We start from the raw sequence: 17,626 nt of genomic DNA on the forward strand, positions 1-17,626 counted from the left end.
GGCGGGCTGCGCCCTTCGCTGAATGGATTTGCGCGTGCCGCGCTGGCGGGGGCAATTGCCGCCCTGTCCTGCGGTTCCGCATACGCCGCCTGCCCGATCGAGCTTTCGGTCTATGGCGATCGCGAGAAGGTGGCGTCGGTCGAATTTACGCCACGCGGCGAGGCGGCTGCCGTCACCAACCAGTTTCGCATGCTGCTCGACAATGACGTGGTGCTGGACGGCATCGTCATGTGGAGCGAGGGTGTGGCGCGGCCCAACGGCATGCTGATGTACAAATGCCCCGAGGGCGACGTCACCGGCGAGGAGCTGGAAACCTGCACCGTCTGGCAGGGCGTCATCTACACGGCTGATGCGACGGGCACGATCGATCTCCTGCCGGCTCAAGGGGTGAGCGCACCGGAGAAGCTCGTTTTCCCCGATCTCGCTCATTCGCTGCGTTATTCCTCCGCCTATGGCGAGAAGGGTTTTTCCAAGCTGCCCTGGGACGTTTTTTCCATACAGGGGTGCCAGGAATGACCGGCGTGGCAAAATCCGTCCTCGTCACCGGCGGCGGCCGGGGCATCGGTGCCGCGATCTGCCGGCTGGCGGCCGAGCGTGGATACCGGGTCGCGGTCAATTACGCGTCCAACGCCGATGCCGCCGAAAAGCTGGTTGCCGAGATCACGGCGAAGGGCGGCGAGGCCTTTGCGGTGAAGGGCGATGTCGGCAGCGAGAAGGACGTGCTGGCGATGTTTGCTGCGGTCGACGCCCGCTTCGGCTCGCTGGATGCGCTGGTCAACAATGCCGGGATCGTCGATGTCAAAGCCCGCGTCGACGAAATGTCGCTGTCACGGCTGGAGCGCATGATGCGCATCAACGTCATAGGCTCGATGCTGTGCGCCCGCGAGGCGGTGAAGCGCATGTCGACGCGCCACGGCGGCAAGGGCGGCGCGATCGTCAACATATCGTCCGTCGCGGCCACCGTTGGTTCGCCGGGTGAATATGTCGACTATGCCGCGTCGAAAGGCGCTATCGACACCTTCACGGTGGGCCTTTCCAAGGAAGTGGCCCTGGAAGGCATACGGGTCAATGCCGTGCGGCCGGGCATCGTCGATACCGAAATCCATGCGTCCGGCGGCCAGCCGGATCGCGTCGAACGGCTGAAGGGCATGATTCCCATGGGACGGGGCGGGACGGCCGAAGAAATTGCAAATACCGTGCTCTGGCTTCTATCGGATGAAGCGTCCTATGCGACGGGCGCGTTGGTGAACATTAGTGGTGGGCGCTAAGTTGCCCGAGATTGAAGGATTTTATCATGGCTTATGATGTGGTGGTGATTGGAACCGGCCCCGGCGGCTATGTGTGCGCCATCAAGGCGGCGCAGCTTGGCCTGAAGACCGCAGTGGTCGAGAAGCGGCCCACCCATGGCGGCACCTGCGTCAATGTCGGCTGCATTCCCTCCAAGGCGCTGCTGCACGCTTCCGAGATGTTTGCCGAGGTTTCGCATTTCGACGCGCTCGGTGTGGAGGTCGGCAAGCCGAAGCTGAACCTCAAGCAGATGCTTGCGCACAAGGACCAGACGGTCGACCAGAACGTCAAGGGCCTCGATTTCCTGATGAAGAAGAACAAGATCGACGTGCTGCGCGGAACCGGCAAGATCGTTGCCGCCGGCAAGGTTTCGGTGACCGGCGATGACGGCAAGGTCCAGGACGTCGAGACGAAGAACATCGTGATCGCCACAGGCTCGGATGTCGCCGGCATTCCCGGCGTCAAGGTCGATATCGACGAGAAGGTCATCGTGTCGTCCACCGGCGCGCTCGATTTCGCCAAGGTGCCTGCCACGATGATCGTGGTTGGCGGCGGCGTCATCGGGCTGGAGCTTGGCTCGGTCTGGTCACGTCTTGGTACCAAGGTGACGGTGGTCGAATATCTCGACACCATCCTCGGCGGCATGGATGGCGAGGTGGCAAAGCAGTTCCAGCGCATGCTGGCCAAGCAGGGTTTCGAGTTCAAGCTGAGCTCGAAGGTCACCGGCGTGGTGAAATCGAAGAAGGGTGCAACCGTCACTTTCGAGCCGGTCAAGGGCGGCGACGCCGAGACGATCGAGGCCGATGTCGTGCTGATCGCGACGGGCCGCAAGCCCTATACGGAAGGGCTCGGCCTTGCCGAGGCCGGCGTCGAGCTCGACGAGCGCGGCCGGGTGAAGACCGACGGGCATCTGAAAACCAATGTGCCGGGCATCTATGCCATCGGCGACGTGATCGCCGGCCCGATGCTGGCGCACAAGGCCGAGGACGAAGGCGTCGCGGTTGCCGAGATCATCGCCGGGCAGGCCGGTCATGTGAATTACGATGTCATTCCCGGCGTCGTCTATACGAGCCCGGAAGTGGCTTCGGTCGGCAAGACCGAGGAAGAGCTGAAGAAGGCCGGCATCGACTACAAGGTTGGTAAGTTCCCGTTCACGGCCAATGGCCGCGCGCGCGCCATGCTGAAGACAGACGGTTTCGTGAAAATCCTCGCCGACAAGGCGACAGACCGCGTGCTGGGCGCGCATATCGTCGGCTTCGGCGCCGGCGAGATGATCCACGAGGCGGCGGTGCTGATGGAGTTCGGCGGCTCGTCGGAAGACCTCGCCCGCACCTGCCACGCGCACCCAACCATGTCGGAAGCCGTGAAGGAGGCAGCACTCGCGACCTTCTTCAAGCCGATCCATATCTGAGGGCCGCCGGCATGTGGGCGTGGCTGCGCACCAATTTCCTGAAACTTGGTGTCGTTGCTTTGGTCGTCGATGTGATCTCGCGTTTTTACGCGCAGATCGGCATGCAGTGGATATCAGAGGCCGCGTCCGGCTTGAACCTGACATTCGATCAAACGATCCGGTTCGCCTATCTGGTCACGGTGTTCGACATTGCCGCGAGCTTGTTGTGGGGACTGTTCTCACTCGGATTTGCGAGCAAGGTCTTGACGCTGCTCAGTCGCGATAACGAAACGCCGTAGTATTCCAAGCATCTAAAAGAAACGGCCCGCGGAAAGCGGGCCGTTTGCGTTTCAGGATGCTCTATCAGCTTACTGCGCGGGGGCGGCAGGGGCCGGAGCAGGGGTTGCCGGGGCGGGAGCCGGTTCAGCCGGAGCTGGGGCAGCAGGCGCGGTCGCATCAGGCGCCGGCGTTGCAGGCGTAGCTGGTGCGGCGGGAGCCGTTGCATCCGGGGCAGGCGTTGCAGGCGCCGGCGTTGCCGGTGCTGTTTCAGTCGCTGCCGGAGGCGTTGCCTGTTCCACAGGCGAGTTCGGCGTGGTCGGCACAAAAATGAAATAGGCGATCACGGCTAGCACGAGAACGATCGCGGCGATCAGGATGCCGCTGCCGCCAGACCTCGATTGCACGACCGTGTTTTCGATCGGGCGGCTGCTGTTGGCCGCATTAAGACGCGGATCGGCTTCCGCGCTGGAAGCCAGCGGCGGTATTGGGTTCATCGGGTCCGTTTCGCGCGGATCCGGAATGCGCTGAGGATTGGCCATGGTGGTGGTCTCCGTCGGTTGCACTGTCACCAAAACGCGCCATTACCGATTTGGTTTCATCCGGCAGAAATTCAGCCACGTGCCGATGAGACGGCGGCGTTACGCCACGCGGCCGGCGCCGTTGAAACATGCTAGTTTCAAGCGGGTTTGTAGAAACCGAGGTCGTTGACATGCCTGCGGTACAAAGCTTTTCAAACCCGGACAAATTGCTGCCGGGTACGCGCTTCGCCGATCGTTATAGCGTTGTGGTCAAGGGACAATCGCTTGATGCAATCACGGCGTCCCAGCGGGTGTTCCTCAAAAGTCCGGCTTGGGTCGGACGGCTGATGGCGCTGCGCAACCTGCTGGTCAAACCGTTCGGGTTGAAAACCGGCGCTGGCGATCTTCCGCAACAGCAGAGACGGATCGGGATGTTTCCGGTCCTGAGCCAGACCGCATCGCGTGTGGTGATGGGGCTGGACGATCGACATCTCGATTTCAGGCTGCTGGTCGATGTGAAAGACCTTGGCGAGGGCAGGCAGGAGGTCAGCGCGTCGACGCTGGTCGCTCCGCACAACCGGTTTGGCCGGACCTACCTGGCGATAATCATGCCGTTCCACCGGATCATCGTACCGGCCATGCTGGCGCGAATTGGGAGAGGTTAACGGTCCACGGCAGTGACGGTAAAACCGTCCTTGCGGAAGAGTTCGACCAGGCCATTATCACCCGGCAAATGCAGTGCGCCGACGGCGATGAAGGCATTGCCGCGTGCAAGAATGGGCTCGGCATGTTCGACCATCACGCGGTTGCGCGCGGTGACCATGGTTTCCTCGAAATCGGCGTAGCCGGCATCGTCGCTTTCGCCACTCGGCAGAACGGCGCGGAACAGCGGCCAGAACATGCCGATCTCGCCCTTCTGGTAGAGCACGATCATGGTTTCGGTGACATCGTCCATACGGTCGCCGAGCTTCAGCGTCTCGACCAGACCCTTCATGTGGAAGTCGAGTGGTAGCGAAGCCATGGCGCGAAGCTGGTCGGCTATGGTCTCCAGCCCTTCGAGCGTCTTGCCGGAGGCCTCGGCGTCCTTGGCGAGCTTGATGTCGAGCACCGGCGCGCCTTGAGCCTTGCGGGCAAGTTCGCAAGCCGGCAGCGCAACGACTGCAGACAGCATCCACGGCTTCATCTTGGCGACGCTTGCCGGCGGAATGCCCCGCGCTTCCAGCGCCTTGTCGACGGTCGCGGCGTCTTCGGGTGACAGCAGCGAGGTCAAGGTCGTGCCGTCGGTGAACATTGTGAGGTCGGGTTCCTTCATGATCGCGGCCATCATCTTGGCCTGATCGATAACCTCCGTCGTTTCGATGACGACCGTGTCGGCGGCATCGAAAGCCTTTTGCGCCGCCGGCGTCAGCGAGGTGACGCGCGGGTCGGTCATGTGCATGGTGCCGAACAGGAAGGACGGCTTTTCGCCGGGCTTTTCCAGCTTCCACAAAAGGCCCTGGCCGTTGACGGTCTGGGCGGCTTCCGCCTTGATCTTTTCCAGCAGTGCCGGGTCGCTTTTCTGGAGGGCCACCAGCATGTCGGTGCCCTTGCAGGCCGGTGCCTCGGCATGGGCCTTGCCGATGGCCAAGAACGTCACGACGACAAAGGAAATCAAAAACAGCACGTTGAGCGCAGCAAACGCGGCAAGTGCAGTGAGCGCGGTGCGGTCGGCAATGGCGGATATGCGTTTCATGCCCGAGATGTAGGCGCAAAAAACGGCGAAACGGTTAATCGCGATGCGAAAATTATCGCCTTTGCGCTCAGGCGCGCGGATGCGCGGCTTCGTAGATTTCAAGCAGCCGCGCGGTGTCGACGCCGGTGTAGACCTGGGTCGTCGACAGGCTGGCGTGGCCAAGCAGTTCCTGGATGGTGCGCAGGTCGCCGCCACGCCCGAGCAGATGGGTGGCGAAGGAATGGCGCAGCGCATGCGGCGTCGCCGTTTCGGGCAGGTTGAGGGCGGAGCGCAGCTTCTGCATTTCGCGCTGGATGATCGCCGGGTTGAGCGGCCCGCCGCGTGTGCCGCGAAACAGCGGCGTCTCCGGCCCTAGATGATAGGGGCAGAGCTTGCGGTATTCGGCCACCGCCTGAAGCGCCACCGGCAGGACGGGAACAAGCCGCGTCTTGCCGCCCTTGCCGGTGATGCGCAGGATCGTGTCCGAAGGGCTGGAAAGGTCCAGCCCGGTAAGGCCGAGCGCTTCGGAAATGCGCAGGCCCGAACCATAGAGCAGCGTCAGCACGGCGGCATTGCGGGCTGCGACCCACGGCTCTTCTGCAAGCTGGCCGTCTGCCGATACGACGCGCCTGGCGTCGATTGCGGTCAACGGCTTGGGCAGCGACTTCGGCTGTTTCGGCGCGCGCAAGGCTGCAGCACCCGCGGCATTGACGAGGCCTTTTCGTTCCATGAACCGCAGGAGGGAACGGATGCCGGCAAGGCCGCGCCCAAGCGTGCGTGCGCCGGCGCCACCGCTGCGGCGCGAGGCCAGGAAGGCGCGCAGGTCGGCGGGGCGAAGGTCTTTTATATCGGAGATGCCGGGCGCGCCGCCACAATGGCCGGTGAGGAACTGGAAGAACTGGCGCGTGTCGCGCTCATAGGCATCGACCGTCAAAGCCGACAGCCGGCGTTCTCCAGCCAGCGCCTTCAGCCATTGCTCCCGCGCCGACTGGAGGTCGGGCCGGGCGGCGATGAGGAATTCCTGCTGCATGGACTGTCTTCTCGATGAGTCGCCCGATGCTGAAGCAAGCGGGTTAGCAAGGCGTGAAGGCCGCCGAGATTGAAAAGCTACGGTATGGGCGATAGAGACGGGCAAAGGATCGAAAACCCATGCCCAAACCCAAGAATCCCATCCAGATGGCCGTGATCGGCGCCGCCCACGGCATCAAGGGCGAGCTGCGCGTGAAAACCTTCACCGGCGATCCGCTGGCGCTGGCCGACTACGGGCCGCTCTATACCAAGGATGGCAGGGCTTTCGAGATCGTCGATATCAGGCCGGCAAACACGGTCGTGGTTGTCCGCTTCAAGGGCGTTGGTGATCGCAATGCTGCGGAAGCACTGACGGGCACGGAGCTTTTCGTCGACCGCTCGGCGCTGCCGGACGACGGCGACGATGATGAGTTCTATCACGCCGACCTGGTCGGGCTCGCGGTGAAGGATGAGACCGGGGCCGCCGTCGGCAAGGTGAGTGCCGTGCAGAATTTCGGCGGCGGCGACATTCTTGAGGTCACCTATCAGGGCCGAAAGGGCGTGCTGGTTCCCTTTACCGAGGCAGCCGTGCCGGAAATCGACATCGATGGCGGCTTCGTGCGCATCGACACGGTGGCTGCCGGGCTGGTCGAAGACGGCGACGATGGCTCGGAAGAGCTTGCTGCCGAGAAGGCCGACAATTCCAGGGCAAAAAGCCGGCCGCGCGGGCCGAAGGATGCCGGGGGCAACCGGTGAGCGGTTTTCGCGCCAGCGTGCTGACGCTTTACCCGGAGATGTTTCCGGGCGCGCTGGGCGTCTCGCTGGCGGGGCGTGCGCTGGAGCGAGGCGACTGGTCGCTGGAGGCGGTGCAGATCCGCGATTTCGCGACAGACAAGCACCGCACGGTGGACGACACGCCGGCAGGCGGCGGTGCGGGCATGGTGATGCGGGCGGATATTCTGGCCAAGGCCATCGATGCCACGGCACCCGCCGCCGATCCGCGGCCAAAGCTGCTGATGAGCCCGCGCGGAAAACCGCTGACGCAGGCCCGGGTGCGCGAGCTGGCGGCAGGGCCGGGCGTGATGATCCTGTGCGGTCGTTTCGAGGGCGTCGACCAGCGGGTCATCGAGGCGCGGGCGCTGGAAGAGGTTTCGATCGGCGATTTTATCCTGTCCGGTGGCGAACCGGCGGCACTTGTGCTGCTGGACGCCGTTGTGCGGTTGCTGCCCGGCGTGATGGGCAATGAAGTGTCGGGCGACGAGGAAAGTTTTGAAAACGGGCTGCTGGAGCATCCGCATTACACGCGGCCGCAGGAGTTCGAGGGTATTCCTGTTCCCGAGGTGCTGACCTCCGGTAATCATGGCAAGATCGCCGCGTGGCGGCGCGCTGAAGCCGAGAGACTGACCGAGGAAAGGCGGCCCGACCTGTTTTCGGCCTATGAGCGGCCCAAAACCGGCAAAAAAGCTGCGACAAAGGCGTGACAATCGCCCGGGAAGCGTGTATGTGCCCGCTCGCAACCGGGAAAAATCTCCCGGACCCGTCAACGAAAGACGGTGAAATCGCCCCTGCCTCGGCTTCTCGCAGAGAAGATAAGGCATAGCCAAGCGGTCTTTGAACTGGGTGGCAAGTGCAGGGCGCTCTGACTGTTGAGAACCAAGAAAGAGGTCATTGCGATGGACATCATCCGTCAGATCGAGGCTGAACAGGCCGCCAAAATCGAAGCGAAGCGCAAGCTTCCCGAATTCCAGTCGGGCGACACCGTCCGCGTGCTGGTCCGCGTCACCGAAGGTACGCGCACTCGCGTCCAGGCTTACGAAGGCGTCGTCATCGGGCGCTCGGGCTCGGGCTTCCAGGAAAATTTCACCGTTCGCAAGATCTCCTATGGCGAAGGCGTCGAGCGCGTTTTCCCGGTCTACTCGCCGATGGTCGAGGGCGTCGAGATCGTTCGTCGCGGTAAGGTCCGCCGCGCCAAGCTCTATTACCTGCGCGATCGTCGCGGCAAGTCGGCCCGTATTACGGAAAACACCGGCGTGCGCGCCCGCAAGCTGAACGACGCCGAGCGCGATGCGCTGAACGCCGAGAAGGCCCGCATCGAAGCCGAGAAGATCGCCGCCGCCGAGGCTCTGGCCGCCGAGAAGGCAGCGCAGGAAGCCGCCGAGAAGAAGGCCGCTGCCGAGGCAGCAGCAGCCGCTGAGGCCGCCGCTGCTGCTGAGCCGGCTGCAGAATAATCTCTGCATCATATGGTTTCGAAAAGGCGGCTTCGGCCGCCTTTTTGTTTTTCGGATATTGAATTGCGATGTTGAACCGAATGGAGCGCTGCGTCTTGACATATTAAATCGTACACGATTTAATCGTGAAAGATTTTAAGGAGATGATCATGACTGCACTCTATACCACCAAGGCTCATGTCACCGGCGGCCGGGAAGGCCGCGCAACGACCGATGACGGGCTTCTCGATGTCGCGCTTGCCATGCCGAAGTCGCTTGGCGGGGCCGGCGGCGCCACCAATCCCGAGCAGCTTTTCGCAGCCGGCTATGCCGCCTGCTTCGAAAGCGCGTTGCGCTTCATCGCGCGCAAGCAGAAGCTGCCGTTGGAAGATGCAGCGGTAACGGCCACCGTTTCGCTGCTGCCGAATGGCGAAGGGTTCCGGCTGGGCGTGGCGCTCGAGGCCGAAACGAAGGGGCTTGAGACGGGAGCCGCAGAGGCGCTGGTCGCCGCCGCGCACAAGGTCTGCCCTTATTCCAATGCCATCGCCGGCAATGTCGACGTGGCGCTGTCGGTGAAGGCTGGATGACGCAGGAAGACATCAGGGAAACCAAGGCGCGGGATACGTCCCGCGCCGATACCGCGCTGAAGCTGGAGCGCCAGCTTTGCTTTGCGCTCTATTCGGCAAGCAGCCTGTTCACGCGGCTCTATCGTCCGCTGCTCGAGCCGCTCGGCCTGACCTATCCGCAATATCTCGTCATGCTGGTGCTGTGGGAACGCTCACCGCTGACGGTGAGCGAAATCGGTGCCGCACTCGGCCTCGATTCGGCGACGCTGACGCCGCTTCTCAAGCGGCTGGAAGCGGCGGGCTATGTCACGCGCCGGCGCGATACGGCCGACGAACGCCGCGTGCTGGTGGAGCCGACCGAGCGCGGGGCGGCGTTGAAGGAAAACGCCCGGGACGTGCAGAAGGAATTGCTGTGCCGGCTGCCGCTGCCGGCTGCCGAACTCACTGCTTTGCACGAAACGCTGGGCCGGTTGAATCGCGGCATGCGCGGTGCCGGCGAAACGGAAAGCTGAGCAGCCAGCCTCGCCCGGTTTGCGCCTCCCGCGAAATGAAATCGCTGCGAGGACAGCGCGCCACGGAAATCTTGTGCCGTTGCATTGGGTGAAGCGACGGTCCCGCGCTTGCAAGGGATCGCTGGTCGAGTACAGTCTGCGGCGAAATTACCTTCGACCGCATGGCATCGTGACAGGAGCCAGACCATGAACCGCTTCCAGCTTTCGCTCGCCGGCCTCCTGGCTGTGCTTCTTCTTCCCGTAGCCGCGTTTGCGCAGTCGCTGCCCGACCTCGGCGGCAAGACGGTGACGGTGGTGACGGAGAACGCCTACCCGCCGCTGCAATTCGTCGATCCCAAGTCCGGCCAGCAGATCGGCTGGGAATATGACGCCATGAACGAGATGGCCAAGCGCCTGAACTTCAAGGTGGAGTACCAGAACACCTCCTGGGATGCGATGATACAGGCGGTGTCGGACGGGCAATATAACATAGGCATGACCGGCATCACCATCAAGGAAGACCGCAAGGAGAAGGTCGATTTCTCCGCGCCCTACATGCATTCGGAGATGCGCATGCTGGTGCGCTCCGACGAAAGCCGCTTCACTGACGCCAAGAGTTTTGCAGCACTCAAGGATGGTCTGATCGCTGCGCAGCCGGGTACTACGCCTTTCTTCGTTTCCGTCTATGACGTGCTTGACGGCAATGAGCAGAACCCGCGCATAAAGCTGTTCGAGACCTTTGGCGCGACCGTGCAGGCTTTGAAGACGGGCGATGTCGACCTGGTGCTCACCGACGGTGTTGCGGCGCAAGGCTATGTCGATGCTTCGGATGGCAAGCTGAAGATCATCGGCGGCCCGCTCGGCAGCGAGGATTTTGGCTTCATCTTCAAGAAAGGCTCGGACCTCGTCGCGCCGATCAACGCGGCGATCGCGGCACTGAAGGCCGACGGCACGCTCGATACGCTGAACAAGAAGTGGTTTCTTGACTACAAGATGGGGCAGTGAGCGTTCGGTTGAAACGCTTATACCGCCCCTCATCCTCCTGCCGGGACCTTCTCCCCGTAAGAACGGGGAGAAGGAGGTTGGCCGCAACGTTGAAGCCCCCCTCTCCCCGTTTACGGGGAGAGGGTAAGGGTGAGGGGCAGCACTGGTTTGGCAAGTCTCTCTCCCTGTCCCTCACCACCGCAACCTTCTCCTGATGCCGCCGCCCGCCACAAAACCCGACTTCCCCTATTGGCTGGTCGCCGCAGCGGCCATCGCCATTGCCGCTGCCGTTTCCATCGCCGCCAACGATCTCTACGCCCAAGTGTTTTCCGTTGTCGTCAAGGGCGTCGGCATCACGGTCTTCGTCACCATCGTCGCCTACACGCTTGCCTCAGCGCTGGGGCTCGGTGTCGCGCTGATGGGTCTTTCAGGCTCGGTGTGGCTGCGCCAGGTCGCGCGCTTCTATGTCGAGATCATCCGCAGCGTGCCGATCCTGGTGCTGCTGTTCTGGGTCGCCTTCGTCGGTGCGCCGGCCATGGTGTGGCTGTGGAACTGGGCGACGGCGCCGTTGCAGGCGGCGGGCATTGTCGGGCCGATGCAGGTGCGTGATTTTTCGCTGCTGTGGCGGGCGATCATTGCGCTGACGGTTGCCTATTCTTCCTTCATCGCCGAGATTTTCCGGGCGGGCATTCAGGCGGTCGATCCGGGCCAGATCGAGGCGGCCAAGGCGCTCGGCCTTTCCCGCTACCGGCGCTTTCGCCACATCGTCTGGCCGCAGGCGTTCAAGACCATCCTGCCGCCTTACGGCAACGACTTCATCGCCATGGTCAAGGATTCCTCGCTGGTCTCGGTGCTGGGCGTCGCCGACATCACGCAGATGGGCAAGGTCTATGCGTCGGGGTCGTTCCGTTTCTTCGAGACCTATTCGATCGTCGCCTATGTCTATCTGCTGCTGACGGTCAGCCTGTCGCTGGCCTTGAGAGCGCTGGAGCGGCGATTGCGCAAAGGACAGGAATTTCGATGAACGAAAAGCGGCACAGCGAAGGGCTGGAACAGGTCTATTCCGCCAGGACCGATACGGAGCTCACGCAGGCCTATGCCTCGTGGTCGGGCGATTACGATCGCGAGACGGCAGCCTCCGGCTATTGCCTGCCTTTCATGATCGCCGCCTGGGTGGCGCGATATGTGCCGCGCGAAGCTGGGCCGCTGCTTGATGCCGGCTGCGGCACAGGGCTTTCCGGGCCCTATCTCCGGGCGCTCGGTTATGACGGCATCGAAGGTCTGGATTTTTCCGCCGACATGCTGGCAATCGCTCGCAGGCGCAATGCATATGGTGCGCTGACGCAGGCGGCTCTTGGCGGTCCGCTGCCGTGGGGCGATGAGCATTTCGCGGCGTTTTTCTCGACAGGGGTGTTCACCGAAGGGCATGCGCCCGCCTCCAGTCTTGACGAGTTGGTGCGGATCACGCGTGCCGGCGGACATGCCGTCTTCACCGTCCGCGATGTCGTTCTGGAGAGCGGCGGGTTTCGCGAAAAGTTTGCCGAACTGGAACAGGCGGGGCGCTGGCGTCTCCTCGAGGAAAGCCCGCCGTTCCGTGCCTTCGCCGTCGATGAGGCCGATGTGCTGGTGAAGGCGTTCGTCTTCAAAATTCTTTAGCTGGCAAGCTGCGCTGGAACCTGAATGACGGAGACACGTTAGCGGCCAACGTCAGCGAGGTGATTGCGTGGAACAGCTCATCGAAGAATTCGGCCATCCGACATACACGTCCTTTCCCGTGGTGGCGGCACGGCTGCTGCTGGCGACGGCCTTCGGCGCCGTCATCGGCTTCGAACGCGAATGGCGCAACAGCCCGGCCGGCTTGAGAACGCACATCCTCGTCTGCGTGGCGGCGGCCATGTTCGGCATCCTGACGATCGAGATCATCCATGCGCCGATGTTTGCCATCGACGCGGTCAAGGTCGATCCTATCCGCGTGGTCGAGGCGGTGACGGCGGGCGTGGCGTTCCTCGCAGCCGGCTCGATCCTGTTCTCGCGCGGCGAGGTGCATGGCCTGACCACCGGCGCCGGCATGTGGCTCGCTGGCGCCATCGGCCTGGCCTGCGGATTGGGCTTCTGGCAGATTGCCGGCTTCGGCACGTTGCTTGTGCTGATCGTGCTCGGCCTGCTGCAGACGGTCCACGATCGCATGAACCTGAAAATGGACAATCAGGACAAGCCGCCAGCCGGTCCCAAGGGCAGCAAGTCGCCGGCTCGGCGGAAGGCGTGAACCCGCTGATTGCGGCATCGGCCGACTGCTGGTCGTGAAGGCGAATGCGTTCCCGCCGGTGGCGCAACCGGCAACCCGAAGCCAGTGATTGCCGAAATGCCAAAACATTGGTAAGAGCGCGGCTATGGAAGAATTGTTTGGAGATCCGGCCTACAAGGGTTTCGTGCTGCAGGACCACAAGCGCCTGCCGAGCCGATTCTTTGCCCGGGTTTCAGGCGCGCGCACCAGCCGCCTATCGTGAGCGGACGCGACCGCCGGCTCGCTTTGCCGGTTCATTCCAGAATTACCGCTCTATCCAAGGACATAGACAATGAGCGCTCCGCGTACCCTCTACGACAAGATTTTTGACGACCACGTCGTCGACCGCCAGGATGACGGCACCTGCCTGCTCTATATCGATCGCCATCTCGTCCACGAAGTGACCAGCCCGCAGGCCTTCGAAGGCCTTCGCATGACCGGCCGCAAGGTGCGTCATCCCGAACGGACGCTGGCCGTCGTCGACCACAATGTGCCGACTTCGCCGGATCGCAAGCTCGGCATCAACCGCAACGAGGAAAGCCGCGTCCAGATCGCGGCGCTCGCCCAGAACGCCAAGGATTTTGGCGTCGAATATTATTCGGAGAACGACGTTCGCCAGGGCATCGTCCACATCATCGGCCCGGAGCAGGGCTTTACCCTGCCCGGCATGACCATCGTGTGCGGCGACAGCCACACTTCGACGCATGGCGCCTTCGGCGCGCTGGCGCATGGCATCGGCACGTCCGAGGTCGAGCATGTGCTGGCAACCCAGACGCTGATCCAGCGCAAGGCCAAGAACATGCTTGTGCAGGTCGACGGCAAGCTGCCTGAAGGCGTCACCGCCAAGGACATCGTGCTTGCCATCATCGGCGAGATCGGCACTGCCGGCGGCACCGGCTATGTCATCGAATATGCCGGCGAGGCGATCCGCACGCTGTCGATGGAAGGCCGCATGACGATCTGCAACATGTCGATCGAGGGCGGTGCCCGCGCCGGCATCATCGCGCCCGACGAGATCACCTATGCCTACGTCAAGGGCAAGCCGCGCGCGCCGAAAGGCGAGGCGTTGGACATGGCGCTCGAATACTGGAAGACGCTGAAGACCGACGAAGGCGCGCATTTCGACAAGGTCGTGGTGCTCGACGCTGCCAAGCTGCCGCCGATCGTCACCTGGGGCTCGTCGCCCGAGGACGTCGTCGCCGTCACCGGCGTCGTGCCGGATGCGGACGTGATCGAGGACGAGAACAAGCGCAACTCCAAGAAGCGCGCGCTCGAATATATGGGCCTGACCGCGGGTACCAAGATCACCGACATCGGCATCGACCGCGTCTTCATCGGCTCCTGCACCAATGGCCGTATCGAGGATCTGCGCGCCGTCGCCAAGGTCGTAGAAGGCAAGACGGTCGCCTCGACCGTCAACGCCATGATCGTTCCGGGCTCGGGACTGGTGAAGGAAATGGCCGAGGCCGAAGGCCTCGACAAGATCTTCATCGCCGCCGGTTTCGACTGGCGTGAGCCGGGCTGCTCGATGTGCCTTGCCATGAATGACGACCGCCTGAAGCCGCATGAGCGCTGCGCATCGACCTCGAACCGCAATTTCGAAGGTCGCCAGGGCTTCAAGGGCCGCACGCATCTGGTCTCGCCGGCCATGGCTGCTGCTGCCGCGATCGCCGGGCACTTCGTCGACATCCGCGACTGGCACTAGCCGGCAGCTAAACCATCATTTCACCGGGCAGGCAACTGTCCGGTGAAATGCCGAGAGTTGTCACAACCGACTTAACCGGTTGTTTGTGGGTTCGCCCTAGTGTTTGCCGCAACGGAAGCGGATCAGAGACACGGGCACTTGGGGGCTAACCTTTTCATAGCGCTGCTTACGCCAGCCTTGTCGCTGGTCTTTGCATCGGCGTTCTTTCTGCTTTGGACGTACCGAAGGCATGGCCATGTGATGGTGCTTTGCCTCTCCTACGTCGCTTACGCGGTCGGTTTCCTGCTGCAGAGCTTTGACCTGCCGATCGGTGTCGCGCCGACGAAGTTTCTCTCGAACGCACTTCTGCTTGTCGCCGCCGTCTCCCTGTCCACGGCCGCCGTTGCCCGCCATGACAGGCCCTCGCCAGCCAAACTTCTGTCGTTGCTTGGTTTTGCCGGCATTGCTGCGCTGAGCTGGTTTCTTTTCGTCCAGCCGAGCCTTGTCGGTCGCATCTTCGCCATCAACCTCGCCTGTTCCGGCATATGCATGGTGGTCGTCGCTGCCCTGAAACCGGTGCCCAATAAGAGCATAGTCGACCGCGTCCTGATCGCGGTGTGCACACTGGCCGCGATAGACTTCTTCATTCGTCCGCTGACGGCGATCGGGATTCGCGGCGAGAGCTACGACGCCTACCATGCGTCGCTCTACTGGCTGCTGACGAATTTCTCCATGGTTCTCATTTCTGTGATGCTCGCGCTTTCGCTGACGACGGCTATCGCGCTCGACGTCATGAAGGAGTTGCAGGCCGAATCCCATACCGATCCGCTTTCGGGCCTGCTCAACCGGCGCGGCTTCGAAGAGCGGTCGGCAGCTTGCGCAAAACGTCCGTCGGGAGCGTCCGTACCCCTGGCAATCGTGCTCGCCGATCTCGATCATTTCAAGTCGGTGAACGACACCTATGGGCACGCCGTTGGTGATGCCGTCATCGCCGCCTTCGCCGCACATCTGCGCACTTCCTGCGGCAAGGATGCGATTGTCGGGCGCATCGGCGGCGAGGAGTTTGCCATCGTGCTTCCGGCCAGCGACCTGATGACGGCGCGACTTTTTGCGGAAGGGCTGCGCGCCTCGTTCATGCAGCATCGCATCAAGGGCTTGCCCGCAGATGCCGAGAGGATCACCGCAAGCTTCGGTGTTGCCAGCCGCGCGGCAAACGAGGATTTCGAATCCCTCATGCATCGTGCGGACCAGGCGTTGTACCGTGCCAAGAACAATGGCCGTGACAGCGTGAAGCTGGCCGATCAGCTTCCAGCCGATGCCGACTGCTTTGCCGCAGGGTATTACGGCGGGCATATCTGAACATCGACCAACGTATAATTGCCGGGAATGTGATCCACCCCTGCTCCCACGTTAACGGGTTTTTCGGCTAAGTGTGGTTGTGTGCTCATACAAAAGGGGGCGCAACGGAATGACTGGAGCAGGCGTTGTCCTGGCAATAAACCTGGCTGTTGCCGGCCTGCTCGGCGGGTCGTTTGCCATGGTTGCCGTCTATGACCGCAAGCAGGTGGCGGCGCGGTGGCTGGGCTTCACCTATGGTCTGGCGTTCGTCTATCTCCTGATCGAGTTCGCGATTTCGGTTTTCGGCGTGAATCCGCTGGTCGCAACCGTCTCCTTCGCCACATTCCTGGGCGCGATGGTGCTGTTCAATGTCGGCATGGCCCGCAAATACGAGGTGCCGGTGCCCTGGTGGCTGATGGGCTCGCTTTTCGTGGCGTCGGTCGTGTCGTGCTATCTCATACAGGACATGCCGCGGCAGTCATTCACCCGCATGATGTATTATCAGGCGCCTTATTTCATGATGCAGGCGATCGGCGCATGGATCGTGTTTGCGGCGCGCAGGCGCGGCAAGCTCGAACTCATCCTGATGGGCCTTCTTGCGGCAAGTTCGCTGCAGTTCCTGACCAAGCCATTCCTGTCGCAGGCACTCGGCGGTACGGGCCTTACTGCGCAGCAGTATCTGCAGACCAACTATGCAATGGTCTCGCAATCGATGGGGACGGTGTTTGCGCTGGCGATCGCGCTGCTCTTCCTGGTCATACTGGCCCGCGACATCCTTGCCGGTGTCACCGTGGCGTCGGAAACCGACTCACTCTCGGGGCTGCTCAATCGCGGCGGTTTCGAGCGCCATGCCCGTGCGGCCCTGCGGGAGGCGAATCGCGGCAATACGCCCTTGGCCCTGGTCATCAGCGATCTCGATCATTTCAAGTCGATCAACGACAGTTACGGCCATGCCTCCGGTGATCGGGTGATCAAGGCCTTTGCGGGTTTCCTGCGTGACGCATCCTCCAACCATCATATCGCCGGCCGGATCGGTGGCGAGGAATTCGCCATCATCATGCCCGGCGCCAATCTGGTGTCGGCGCGGCTTTTCGCCGAAGGCGCCCGCAGCGCTTTTTCCGGCTTGCCGGTGGCGGGATTGCCCGAAAACCTGCGGTTCACGGCAAGCTTCGGCGTTGCGGAACTCGCAGCCGGAGAGGATGTGTCGGAATTGCTGCTGCGCGCCGACAAGGCGCTCTACGAAGCCAAGAAGGGCGGCCGCGACTGCGTCAGGATTTCACTGGCATCGGAAAACGGCAGGCGCAGCCCGTCGACCCACAGGCGCTAAGTCCGAGCGGACTTTGATCATGATCTAGCGGCAGGGGCCGCCCTGCAGTGGAATCTCGCCCTGGTCGAAGCCGTACATATAGCTGCGGCCCTTGACCAGAACAGGCGGGCGGAAGCAGCCGCGCTCGTAGGCGAACACGCCGCCGGGCCCCTCGACATGCACGACCTTCGGCCGACCGGCCTGGGTGTAGCTTGAGAGCTCGCGGGCCATATGGCCCTGACCAACGACGATCCGCTTGTAGCCCGCCGCAGTTTCAACGACGAGATTGCCGAAACTGTCGGCATAGACGCGGTCATGGTTGCCGCCGGCCAGTGCCGGCGAGGAAGCGCCCATGGCCGCGACGGCCAGAATCACCGGCAGGAAAAGCATCTTGCGGCCGTTCGAATGCATGGCTTTCTCCATCGAGCGAGGTCGACCCCCGACGGCATAACGTTAACGCTTTATTAACCTTTGTTAAGAGCCTCGCGCGTTTGCAGCGAAATGAATTAATAAACGTGGTTAATTTTCAGTGTTTGCGCCGCCTTGGCTGCCAGCCGGGCTGATCACGGGATC

General features: G+C 62.6%; 21 protein-coding genes. 17 read left to right on the forward strand and 4 right to left on the reverse strand.

The window, feature by feature from the left end:
* Positions 1–42: 42 nt before the first annotated feature.
* Genes DZG07_RS03530 through DZG07_RS03545 form a run of 4 tightly spaced genes read left to right on the forward strand, consistent with a single transcriptional unit; the run spans position 43 to position 2,976 of the window.
* Complete coding sequence (locus DZG07_RS03530) at positions 43–516, forward strand: hypothetical protein (protein WP_119821361.1); 474 nt, start codon at positions 43–45, stop codon at positions 514–516.
* Positions 513–1,268, forward strand: coding sequence for an SDR family oxidoreductase (locus DZG07_RS03535; protein ID WP_119814311.1), 756 nt, complete (start codon positions 513–515; stop codon positions 1,266–1,268). The genes DZG07_RS03530 and DZG07_RS03535 overlap by 4 nt, the downstream gene beginning before the upstream one ends.
* A 26-nt stretch (positions 1,269–1,294) precedes the next feature.
* Positions 1,295–2,698, forward strand: a complete 1,404-nt coding sequence (gene lpdA, locus DZG07_RS03540) for a dihydrolipoyl dehydrogenase (protein WP_119814314.1) — start codon at positions 1,295–1,297, stop codon at positions 2,696–2,698.
* Between the two features lie 11 nt (positions 2,699–2,709).
* On the forward strand, positions 2,710–2,976 hold the full coding sequence (locus DZG07_RS03545) for a hypothetical protein (protein WP_119814317.1): 267 nt from the start codon (positions 2,710–2,712) through the stop codon (positions 2,974–2,976).
* A gap of 69 nt (positions 2,977–3,045) precedes the next feature.
* On the opposite strand, the gene DZG07_RS24090 is transcribed toward DZG07_RS03545, so the two are convergent.
* Positions 3,046–3,495: a hypothetical protein gene (locus tag DZG07_RS24090; RefSeq protein ID WP_197716835.1), complete on the reverse strand. Its 450-nt coding sequence runs from the start codon at positions 3,493–3,495 to the stop codon at positions 3,046–3,048.
* A 170-nt stretch (positions 3,496–3,665) separates the two neighbouring features.
* Between DZG07_RS24090 and DZG07_RS03555 the strand changes: the two genes are divergently transcribed.
* Entirely contained in the window at positions 3,666–4,139 is a 474-nt protein-coding gene (locus tag DZG07_RS03555; RefSeq protein WP_119814320.1) for a DUF2867 domain-containing protein, read from the forward strand.
* Here the strand turns inward: DZG07_RS03555 and DZG07_RS03560 are convergent.
* Both DZG07_RS03560 and DZG07_RS03565 read right to left on the reverse strand, forming a co-directional pair.
* A complete protein-coding gene (locus DZG07_RS03560; RefSeq protein ID WP_119821363.1) occupies positions 4,136–5,206 on the reverse strand; it encodes a TraB/GumN family protein in 1,071 nt (356 codons plus the stop codon). The two genes, DZG07_RS03555 and DZG07_RS03560, sit on opposite strands and share 4 nt — an antisense overlap.
* Before the next feature lie 67 nt (positions 5,207–5,273).
* Complete coding sequence (locus DZG07_RS03565) at positions 5,274–6,215, reverse strand: tyrosine recombinase XerC (RefSeq protein WP_119814323.1); 942 nt, start codon at positions 6,213–6,215, stop codon at positions 5,274–5,276.
* A gap of 119 nt (positions 6,216–6,334) precedes the next feature.
* Between DZG07_RS03565 and rimM the strand changes: the two genes are divergently transcribed.
* From rimM to DZG07_RS03630, 12 genes are all read left to right on the forward strand, one after another.
* On the forward strand, positions 6,335–6,949 hold the full coding sequence (gene rimM, locus DZG07_RS03570; protein WP_119814326.1) for a ribosome maturation factor RimM: 615 nt from the start codon (positions 6,335–6,337) through the stop codon (positions 6,947–6,949).
* Positions 6,946–7,674, forward strand: coding sequence for a tRNA (guanosine(37)-N1)-methyltransferase TrmD (gene trmD / locus DZG07_RS03575; protein ID WP_119814329.1), 729 nt, complete (start codon positions 6,946–6,948; stop codon positions 7,672–7,674). Before rimM ends, trmD begins: the two co-directional genes overlap by 4 nt.
* A gap of 192 nt (positions 7,675–7,866) precedes the next feature.
* The gene (rplS, locus tag DZG07_RS03580) at positions 7,867–8,421 is read left to right on the forward strand and encodes a 50S ribosomal protein L19 (protein WP_091908728.1); all 555 of its coding nucleotides are present in this window, start codon (positions 7,867–7,869) and stop codon (positions 8,419–8,421) included.
* Positions 8,422–8,570: 149 nt separating this feature from the next.
* Positions 8,571–8,987, forward strand: coding sequence for an organic hydroperoxide resistance protein (locus tag DZG07_RS03585; protein ID WP_119821365.1), 417 nt, complete (start codon positions 8,571–8,573; stop codon positions 8,985–8,987).
* Entirely contained in the window at positions 8,984–9,478 is a 495-nt protein-coding gene (locus tag DZG07_RS03590) for a MarR family transcriptional regulator (protein WP_119814332.1), read from the forward strand. The genes DZG07_RS03585 and DZG07_RS03590 overlap by 4 nt, the downstream gene beginning before the upstream one ends.
* A gap of 186 nt (positions 9,479–9,664) precedes the next feature.
* The gene (locus tag DZG07_RS03595; protein WP_119814335.1) at positions 9,665–10,462 is read left to right on the forward strand and encodes a transporter substrate-binding domain-containing protein; all 798 of its coding nucleotides are present in this window, start codon (positions 9,665–9,667) and stop codon (positions 10,460–10,462) included.
* 193 nt (positions 10,463–10,655) lie between these two features.
* The gene (locus tag DZG07_RS03600) at positions 10,656–11,465 is read left to right on the forward strand and encodes an amino acid ABC transporter permease (protein WP_119814338.1); all 810 of its coding nucleotides are present in this window, start codon (positions 10,656–10,658) and stop codon (positions 11,463–11,465) included.
* The gene (locus DZG07_RS03605) at positions 11,462–12,097 is read left to right on the forward strand and encodes a methyltransferase domain-containing protein (protein WP_119814341.1); all 636 of its coding nucleotides are present in this window, start codon (positions 11,462–11,464) and stop codon (positions 12,095–12,097) included. The genes DZG07_RS03600 and DZG07_RS03605 overlap by 4 nt, the downstream gene beginning before the upstream one ends.
* Before the next feature lie 67 nt (positions 12,098–12,164).
* Positions 12,165–12,707, forward strand: coding sequence for an MgtC/SapB family protein (locus tag DZG07_RS03610; protein ID WP_119814343.1), 543 nt, complete (start codon positions 12,165–12,167; stop codon positions 12,705–12,707).
* Positions 12,708–13,017: 310 nt separating this feature from the next.
* The gene (leuC, locus tag DZG07_RS03620) at positions 13,018–14,430 is read left to right on the forward strand and encodes a 3-isopropylmalate dehydratase large subunit (RefSeq protein WP_119814346.1); all 1,413 of its coding nucleotides are present in this window, start codon (positions 13,018–13,020) and stop codon (positions 14,428–14,430) included.
* 138 nt (positions 14,431–14,568) lie between these two features.
* The gene (locus DZG07_RS03625; protein WP_119814349.1) at positions 14,569–15,768 is read left to right on the forward strand and encodes a GGDEF domain-containing protein; all 1,200 of its coding nucleotides are present in this window, start codon (positions 14,569–14,571) and stop codon (positions 15,766–15,768) included.
* A gap of 109 nt (positions 15,769–15,877) precedes the next feature.
* Entirely contained in the window at positions 15,878–17,074 is a 1,197-nt protein-coding gene (locus DZG07_RS03630) for a GGDEF domain-containing protein (RefSeq protein WP_119814352.1), read from the forward strand.
* Positions 17,075–17,098: 24 nt separating this feature from the next.
* Here DZG07_RS03630 and DZG07_RS03635 read toward each other — a convergent pair whose 3' ends face one another.
* The gene (locus DZG07_RS03635) at positions 17,099–17,464 is read right to left on the reverse strand and encodes a hypothetical protein (RefSeq protein WP_162931539.1); all 366 of its coding nucleotides are present in this window, start codon (positions 17,462–17,464) and stop codon (positions 17,099–17,101) included.
* Positions 17,465–17,626 lie beyond the last annotated feature (162 nt).

It is taken from the genome of Mesorhizobium sp. DCY119, from assembly GCF_003590645.1.
Lineage (GTDB): Bacteria > Pseudomonadota > Alphaproteobacteria > Rhizobiales > Rhizobiaceae > Mesorhizobium_M.

Excerpts from the sequence above, each read along its gene's own strand:
- DZG07_RS03535 (WP_119814311.1), top strand. The coding sequence starts at position 513 with ATGACCGGCGTGGCAAAATCCGTCCTCGTCACCGGCGGCGGCCGGGGC.
- lpdA (WP_119814314.1), top strand. The coding sequence starts at position 1,295 with ATGGCTTATGATGTGGTGGTGATTGGAACCGGCCCCGGCGGCTATGTG.
- DZG07_RS03545 (WP_119814317.1), top strand. The coding sequence starts at position 2,710 with ATGTGGGCGTGGCTGCGCACCAATTTCCTGAAACTTGGTGTCGTTGCT.
- DZG07_RS24090 (WP_197716835.1), bottom strand. The coding sequence starts at position 3,495 with ATGGCCAATCCTCAGCGCATTCCGGATCCGCGCGAAACGGACCCGATG.
- DZG07_RS03555 (WP_119814320.1), top strand. The coding sequence starts at position 3,666 with ATGCCTGCGGTACAAAGCTTTTCAAACCCGGACAAATTGCTGCCGGGT.
- DZG07_RS03560 (WP_119821363.1), bottom strand. The coding sequence starts at position 5,206 with ATGAAACGCATATCCGCCATTGCCGACCGCACCGCGCTCACTGCACTT.
- DZG07_RS03565 (WP_119814323.1), bottom strand. The coding sequence starts at position 6,215 with ATGCAGCAGGAATTCCTCATCGCCGCCCGGCCCGACCTCCAGTCGGCG.
- rimM (WP_119814326.1), top strand. The coding sequence starts at position 6,335 with ATGCCCAAACCCAAGAATCCCATCCAGATGGCCGTGATCGGCGCCGCC.
- rplS (WP_091908728.1), top strand. The coding sequence starts at position 7,867 with ATGGACATCATCCGTCAGATCGAGGCTGAACAGGCCGCCAAAATCGAA.
- DZG07_RS03585 (WP_119821365.1), top strand. The coding sequence starts at position 8,571 with ATGACTGCACTCTATACCACCAAGGCTCATGTCACCGGCGGCCGGGAA.
- DZG07_RS03590 (WP_119814332.1), top strand. The coding sequence starts at position 8,984 with ATGACGCAGGAAGACATCAGGGAAACCAAGGCGCGGGATACGTCCCGC.
- DZG07_RS03595 (WP_119814335.1), top strand. The coding sequence starts at position 9,665 with ATGAACCGCTTCCAGCTTTCGCTCGCCGGCCTCCTGGCTGTGCTTCTT.
- DZG07_RS03600 (WP_119814338.1), top strand. The coding sequence starts at position 10,656 with ATGCCGCCGCCCGCCACAAAACCCGACTTCCCCTATTGGCTGGTCGCC.
- DZG07_RS03605 (WP_119814341.1), top strand. The coding sequence starts at position 11,462 with ATGAACGAAAAGCGGCACAGCGAAGGGCTGGAACAGGTCTATTCCGCC.
- leuC (WP_119814346.1), top strand. The coding sequence starts at position 13,018 with ATGAGCGCTCCGCGTACCCTCTACGACAAGATTTTTGACGACCACGTC.
- DZG07_RS03630 (WP_119814352.1), top strand. The coding sequence starts at position 15,878 with ATGACTGGAGCAGGCGTTGTCCTGGCAATAAACCTGGCTGTTGCCGGC.
- DZG07_RS03635 (WP_162931539.1), bottom strand. The coding sequence starts at position 17,464 with ATGCATTCGAACGGCCGCAAGATGCTTTTCCTGCCGGTGATTCTGGCC.